We start from the raw sequence: 6,178 nt of genomic DNA, 5'->3' as shown, positions 1-6,178 counted from the left end.
TGGGCCAGGGAAGTGGCCGAGCCGTGGTCGCTGCGCCATGCCGAGATCCAGGGAGAGCGCACGCGCCTGCGCGAACTGCGCGCCCTGGCGCAGCCCGACCCCGCCCAGCAGCTGGAAATGCTGCGCCTGACCATGCGCCACGAGCCCGCCACCGACGTGTGCGCGCCGCTGGCCGCCTTCAACGCGCGCAACGCCGGCCATGCGCTCGGCCTCTACATCGAGGGCGTGGCGCGCCTGGAGCGCGGCGAGCGCGAAGGACTGGCCCTGCTGGAGCGGGCGATGCAGGCCGATCCCGAGGCCACCGAGGCGGCCTGCGAGCGCGCCTATGCCTGGCTGAGGGAACAGGGCGAAGCGGAGCTGGCGGAGAGCTACGTACGGCGCTGGCGCGAAGGCCAGTCCGCCTGAGGCTTTCCGCCCGGGACACGCATGCCGGATAAGCGTGTTTCAGGTGCTCGGCTTGCCGGCCAGTTCGGGACGAACATGATACGCTTGCGTCACCACCACATTGTCAAAGGACGAGCATGGCGAACATCGATCTGTCGAGCTATAACCTGGGCGAACTGAAGGGCCTCCAATTCGAGGTCGAGAAGCAGATCAAGGCGCGCCAGCAGGACGAGGTGAAGAAGGCGCGCGAACAGATCCTGGCGCTGACCAAGAACCTGGGTGTCAGCGTCGACGAGTTGCTCTCGACCAAATCGGCCAAGGCAGGCAAGTCCGGCAAGTCCGGCAAGGGCAAGGCCAAGGCCGCGGGAGAGGGGGGGCAATACCGTAATCCGGCCGATGCATCCCAGACCTGGACCGGCCGCGGACGGCGGCCCGCGTGGGTGGCCGAGGCCCTGGCGGGCGGCAAGACGCTGGACCAGCTGAAGGCCTAGCCGGACGCGCCACGCCCGCATCCTCTCACCCGGCCGCAGGTGCCGCAGCCGGGTGCTTGAGCTTGCACAAATATCCGCCGTCCTCCTTCGGGTAAATTCGTTGAATGCACTTGGGAAACTTTGTGCGCTCAACCGGAGGACGCCATGACCCCATCGCCTTTCTCCCCGCCTTCCAGCCTCGTGCGCGCGGGCTGACCCATGCTGGCCCGCCTCCGCATCGGTCCCAAGCTGCTGCTGGCACCCGGCGCGGTGCTGTTCCTGCTGGTACTGCTGTCCTGTTCCGCCTATGTCGCGATGGTGCGCCAGAACGACTCGCTCGAATCCATCGTCGGCCAGCGCGCCGCCAACATGCGCGCCGCCGGCGAGCTGGCGGCGCAGTCGCAGAAGGCCCATGCGGACATCTACCGGCTGCTGAGCTGGGTGGGCGGCAGCTTTCCCGTCGCCCGCACCGAGCCGCTGCGGCGCGACATCCTGATCCAGCATGAGCGGATCGGCGCCGGCCTGGCCCGGCTGGCGCGCATGACCGGCCCGCACGCGGCCGAACGCCGCCACGTGGAGCAGGCCGTCGGCGCCCACCACGCCTATGCCGCGGCGGTGCGCGACGTGATCGAGCTGGCCCCGATGGACGGGTCGATCTCGGCCAACGCCATGCTCAAGGCGGAAAGCGCCTTCGCCGTGGTCGCCCAGCGCCTGGCCGACCTGAGCCTGATCGAGGAAACACTCACGCGCCAGGCATCGGATAGCGCCAGCGCGGACTTCCGCCTGGTGTCGACCCTGATGCCCATCGTGATCGCGCTCGCGGTCGGGATCTCGCTGGCGATCACCTTCGCGGTGCGGCGCCTGCTGCTGGACGAGATCCGCGGCATCGGCGCCGCCGCCAGCGGGCTGGCCAGCGGCGACCTGACGGTGCGCGAGCGGGCCTACGGCGGCGACGAGATCGCCGACACCTCGCGCGCGCTGGACGCCAGCATCCGCCACCTGAACGGCACCCTGCGCGGCATCCTGGAATCGGCGCGCCTGATCGGGATCGCCTCGCGCGACATCAAGCTGGGCAGCCTGAGCCTGGGGAGCCGCGCCGTGTTCCGGGCCGGTTCGATGCTGGACACGGCGAGCTCGATGAAGGAACTGGAGGCCAGCGTCAGCCTGGCCGCCGACGGCGCGCACGCCGCCAACCAGCTGGCGGCCTCGGTCGGCGAAGCGGCCCACGAGGGCGGGGGCGTGGTCGAGCGCCTGGTGGCGGCGCTGGCCTCGGGCAAGCGCAGCGCGCTGCGGGTGGTGGAGATCGTGGACGCGCTGGATGCCCTGGCGGCGCAGGCGAACACGCTGGCGCTCAACGCCGGGCTGGACGCGGCGCGCAAGGAACTGGACGCCGCCGGCATGGCGGCGGTGACCTCGGAGATGCGCCAGCTGGCGCGGCGCGTGACGATGTCGGCCGGCGAGATCCGGGTGCTGGCCACGCAGTCGATGAACGAGATCGACGGCGGCACCGCCTGGGCGGCGCAGGCCGGCAGCAGCATGCAGCAGATCGCCAGCTCGGTGCGCCAGGTGGAGGACATCGTCAGCCGCATCGGCTCGGCCAGCATGGGCCAGGAGTCGAACCTGCAGGACGTGAACCAGGCCATCGTGCGCATGGACCAGGTGACGCGCCAGAACACCACCCTGGTGGAAGAAGCGGCGCTGGCCGCGCGCACCCTGCAGATGCAGGCGCTGGCGCTGTCGCGCACCATGGCCGGCTTCCGGCTCGAAGAGCCCGCGGAGCCGCCTGCGGAACCGGCGGCGGAAAAGGAAAACGGCGACGCTCCACGCGAACTCGCGCGGGAACGCCGCCGTTATCCGGCCTCGCACCTGCGGCTGGCCTCCAGCCGCAAGTGAGGCGGTCTACAGGGGCTTACTCGTAGTCGCTGATCGGCGCGCAGCCGCAGAACAGGTTGCGGTCGCCGTACACGTTGTCGGCGCGGCCGACCGGCGGCCAGTACTTCTTCTTGCGCAGCGATGCGACCGGGAAGGCCGCCACTTCACGGGTGTAGCCGTGCTGCCAGTCGTCGGCGGTGACCACCTCCGCGGTGTGCGGCGCGCCCTTGAGCGGGTTGTCCATCTTGTCGTACTCGCCGCGCTCGACCTTCACGATCTCGGCGTGGATGGTGATCATCGCTTCGATGAAGCGGTCCAGCTCCGCCTTCGATTCCGACTCGGTCGGCTCGATCATCAGGGTGCCCGGCACCGGGAAGCTCATGGTCGGGGCGTGGAAGCCGAAGTCCATCAGGCGCTTGGCCACGTCTTCGTTGCTGATGCCGGTCTTGTCCTGCAGCGGGCGCAGGTCGATGATGCACTCGTGCGCGACCAGGCCGTCGTGGCCGGTGTACAGCACCGGATAGTGCGGGGCCAGGCGGCGCGCGATGTAGTTGGCGTTCAGGATCGCCACCTCGGTCGCCGCGGTCAGGCCTTCCGCGCCCATCATCGCGATGTACATCCACGAGATCGGCAGGATCGAGGCCGAGCCGTAGGCCGCCGCGCTGACCGCGCCGATGCCTGCTTCGTCGCGGACGTAGCCGGTCGACAGCTGGTTCGGCAGGAACTTGGCCAGGTGCGCGCCGACGCCGATCGGGCCCACGCCCGGGCCGCCGCCGCCGTGCGGGATGCAGAAGGTCTTGTGCAGGTTCAGGTGGCTGACGTCGCCGCCGAAGGCGCCAGGGGCGGCCACGCCGACCATCGCGTTCATGTTGGCGCCGTCGACATAGACCTGGCCGCCGTGGGCGTGCACGATCTCGCACAGTTCCTTGATGCCTTCCTCGAACACGCCGTGGGTCGACGGGTAGGTGACCATGACGCAGGCCAGGTCTTTGCTGTACTGCTCGGCCTTGGCCTTGAGGTCTTCCAGGTCGACGTTGCCGTTCTCGTCGCAGGCGGTGACGACCACCTTCATGCCGACCATGCTGGCCGAAGCCGGGTTGGTGCCGTGGGCCGAGGAGGGGATCAGGCAGATGTTGCGGTGGCCCTCGCCGCGCGATTCATGATATTTCTGGATGACGAGCAGGCCGGCATACTCGCCCTGGGAGCCGGCGTTCGGCTGCAGCGAGATGGCGGCGTAGCCGGTGGCGGCGCACAGCATGGCTTCCAGCTGGTCGATCATCTCGCGGTAGCCCACGGTCTGGTCGTTCGGCGCGAACGGGTGGATGTTCGAGAACTCGGGCCACGTAACCGGGATCATTTCCGAGGTCGCGTTCAGCTTCATGGTGCACGAGCCCAGCGGGATCATGGTGCGGTCCAGCGCCAGGTCCTTGTCGGCCAGCGAGCGCAGGTAGCGCAGCATCTCGTGCTCCGCGTGGTAGCGGTGGAAGGTCGGGTGGGTCAGGTAGGCGCTTTCGCGGGTGAGCGAGGCCGGGAAGGCGTCCGCCACGTCCTCGTCCAGCGCGTCGATGTCGATCGATTTTCCTTTGCCGAAGATGCCGAACAGCGCGGCCAGGTCTTCGCGGGTGGTGGTCTCGTCGAGCGAGACGCCCACGTGCTGGTCGTCGATGCGGCGCAGGTTGATGCCGGCCTCATTGGCGGCGGCGTGCAGCGCGCCGGCGTCGCCCTTGATGGTCAGGGTGTCGAAGTAGGTGGTGTTGAGCACCTCGGCGCCGAGCTGCTGCAGGCCGCGCGCCAGGATCGCGGTCTGGCGGTGCACGCGCTGGGCGATCTGCTTCAGGCCTTGCGGGCCATGGTAGACCGCGTACATGCCGGCCATCACGGCCAGCAGCACCTGGGCGGTGCAGATGTTCGAGGTCGCCTTCTCGCGGCGGATGTGCTGTTCGCGGGTCTGCAGCGCCAGGCGGTAGGCCTGGTTGCCTTGCGCATCGACGGTGACGCCGACCAGGCGGCCGGCCATGCTGCGCTTGAATTCATCGCGGGTGGCCAGGTAGCCGGCGTGCGGGCCACCGAAACCGAGCGGCACGCCGAAGCGCTGGCTATTGCCGACGACCACGTCGGCGCCCCATTCGCCCGGCGGGGTGAGCATGGTCAGGGCCAGCAGGTCGGCGGCCACCACGACCATGGCGCCCATCGCGTGCAGGTGCTCCACGGCGGCGCGGTAGTCGCGCACTTCGCCGTTCACGCCCGGGTATTGCAGCAGCACGCCGAAGCAGGTCTCTTCCAGCTTTTCGACCTCGCCTGCCGCGATCACACGCACTTCGACGCCGATCGGCTGGGCGCGGGTCTGGATCACTTCCAGGGTTTGCGGCAGCACGTCGTCGGCGACGTAGAACACCTTCGAGGCCGACTTGCCGACGCGCTGGATCAGGGTCATGGCTTCGGCGGCGGCGGTGCCTTCGTCCAGCATCGAGGAGTTGGCGATGCCCATGCCGGTCAGGTCGGTGATGGTCTGCTGGAAGTTCAGGATCGCTTCCAGGCGGCCCTGCGAGATCTCGGGCTGGTAAGGCGTGTAGGCGGTGTACCAGGCCGGGTTCTCGAAGATGTTGCGCAGGATGACCTTCGGGGTGTGGGTGCCGTAGTAGCCCTGGCCGATCATCGACTTCATGACCTTGTTCTTCGACGCCAGCGCCTTCAGGACGGCGAGCGCGTCTTCCTCGGTGCGCGGCTCGGCGAACTGGCCCAGGTCCAGCGTGTCCTTGCGGCGGATGTTGGCGGGGACCACGGCGTCGATCAGGGCGGCGCGCGAGGCGTAGCCGAGAGTCGACAGCATGGCTGCCTGTTCGGATTCGGATGGGCCGATATGGCGCGGGATGAACGAATCGCGGGCTTCGAGTTGGGTGAGGCTGGAGCGGGTCATGATGGTGGCCAGATGAATTGCCGGCGCCTTGTGGGCGGGCGGAGATGGAGAAATTCGGGAGTTCTGGAATACAAAAAGGCGCGCCGTGCTGGAGGGCGCGCCTTCGGGGGCGATCAGTTGTCGGTGGTCTTGCCGTAGGCGTCGGCGTCCATCAGCGCGTCGAAGCTTGCCGCGTCGGCCGGCTGCAGCTTGAACAGCCAGGCGCCGTAGGCGTCCTGGTTGATCGAGTCCGGCGCGTCGGCGACCGGCTGGTTCACGGCGGTGACGGTGCCCGACACCGGAGCATAGATGTCGCTCGCCGCCTTGACCGATTCCACCACGGCGGCGTCGTCGCCGGCGGTGAATGCCTTGCCGACCTGCGGCAGTTCGACGAACACGATGTCGCCCAGTGCGTCCTGCGCGTATTCGGTGATGCCGACGGTCAGGGTGCCGTCAGCCTCGCGGCGGACCCACTCGTGGGACTCGGTGTATTTCAGGTCGGTAGGGATGTTCATATTGTTGCTCCTGGTGTGGTGACGCGGTGATTATATGGTTT

At 68.5% G+C, this 6,178-nt stretch carries 5 protein-coding genes; 3 read left to right on the top strand and 2 right to left on the bottom strand.

Annotated features, from left to right (window positions below; translation table 11 throughout):
- The 3 genes from KBW98_RS04955 to KBW98_RS04945 form a co-directional block, all read left to right on the top strand.
- The coding region (locus KBW98_RS04955; RefSeq protein ID WP_211519025.1) for a hypothetical protein at window positions 1–405 on the top strand (405 nt) is incomplete at its 5' end.
- Window positions 406–521: 116 nt separating this feature from the next.
- A complete protein-coding gene (locus tag KBW98_RS04950; protein ID WP_211519024.1) occupies window positions 522–875 on the top strand; it encodes an H-NS family nucleoid-associated regulatory protein in 354 nt (117 codons plus the stop codon).
- 198 nt (window positions 876–1,073) lie between these two features.
- Complete coding sequence (locus KBW98_RS04945; RefSeq protein ID WP_211519023.1) at window positions 1,074–2,747, top strand: methyl-accepting chemotaxis protein; 1,674 nt, start codon at window positions 1,074–1,076, stop codon at window positions 2,745–2,747.
- A gap of 16 nt (window positions 2,748–2,763) precedes the next feature.
- On the opposite strand, the gene gcvP is transcribed toward KBW98_RS04945, so the two are convergent.
- Both gcvP and gcvH read right to left on the bottom strand, forming a co-directional pair.
- Window positions 2,764–5,643 (bottom strand): aminomethyl-transferring glycine dehydrogenase, encoded by a 2,880-nt coding sequence (gene gcvP / locus KBW98_RS04940; protein WP_211519022.1) that lies wholly within the window; start codon window positions 5,641–5,643, stop codon window positions 2,764–2,766.
- A gap of 113 nt (window positions 5,644–5,756) precedes the next feature.
- Window positions 5,757–6,137, bottom strand: coding sequence for a glycine cleavage system protein GcvH (gene gcvH, locus KBW98_RS04935; RefSeq protein ID WP_211519021.1), 381 nt, complete (start codon window positions 6,135–6,137; stop codon window positions 5,757–5,759).
- Between the last annotated feature and the right edge of the window lie 41 nt (window positions 6,138–6,178).

Source organism: Massilia sp. ST3, from assembly GCF_018119405.1.
GTDB lineage: Bacteria > Pseudomonadota > Gammaproteobacteria > Burkholderiales > Burkholderiaceae_D > Telluria.
Note: the sequence above shows the minus strand (reverse complement) of the source record. Positions and strands in the feature narration are given on the sequence as shown.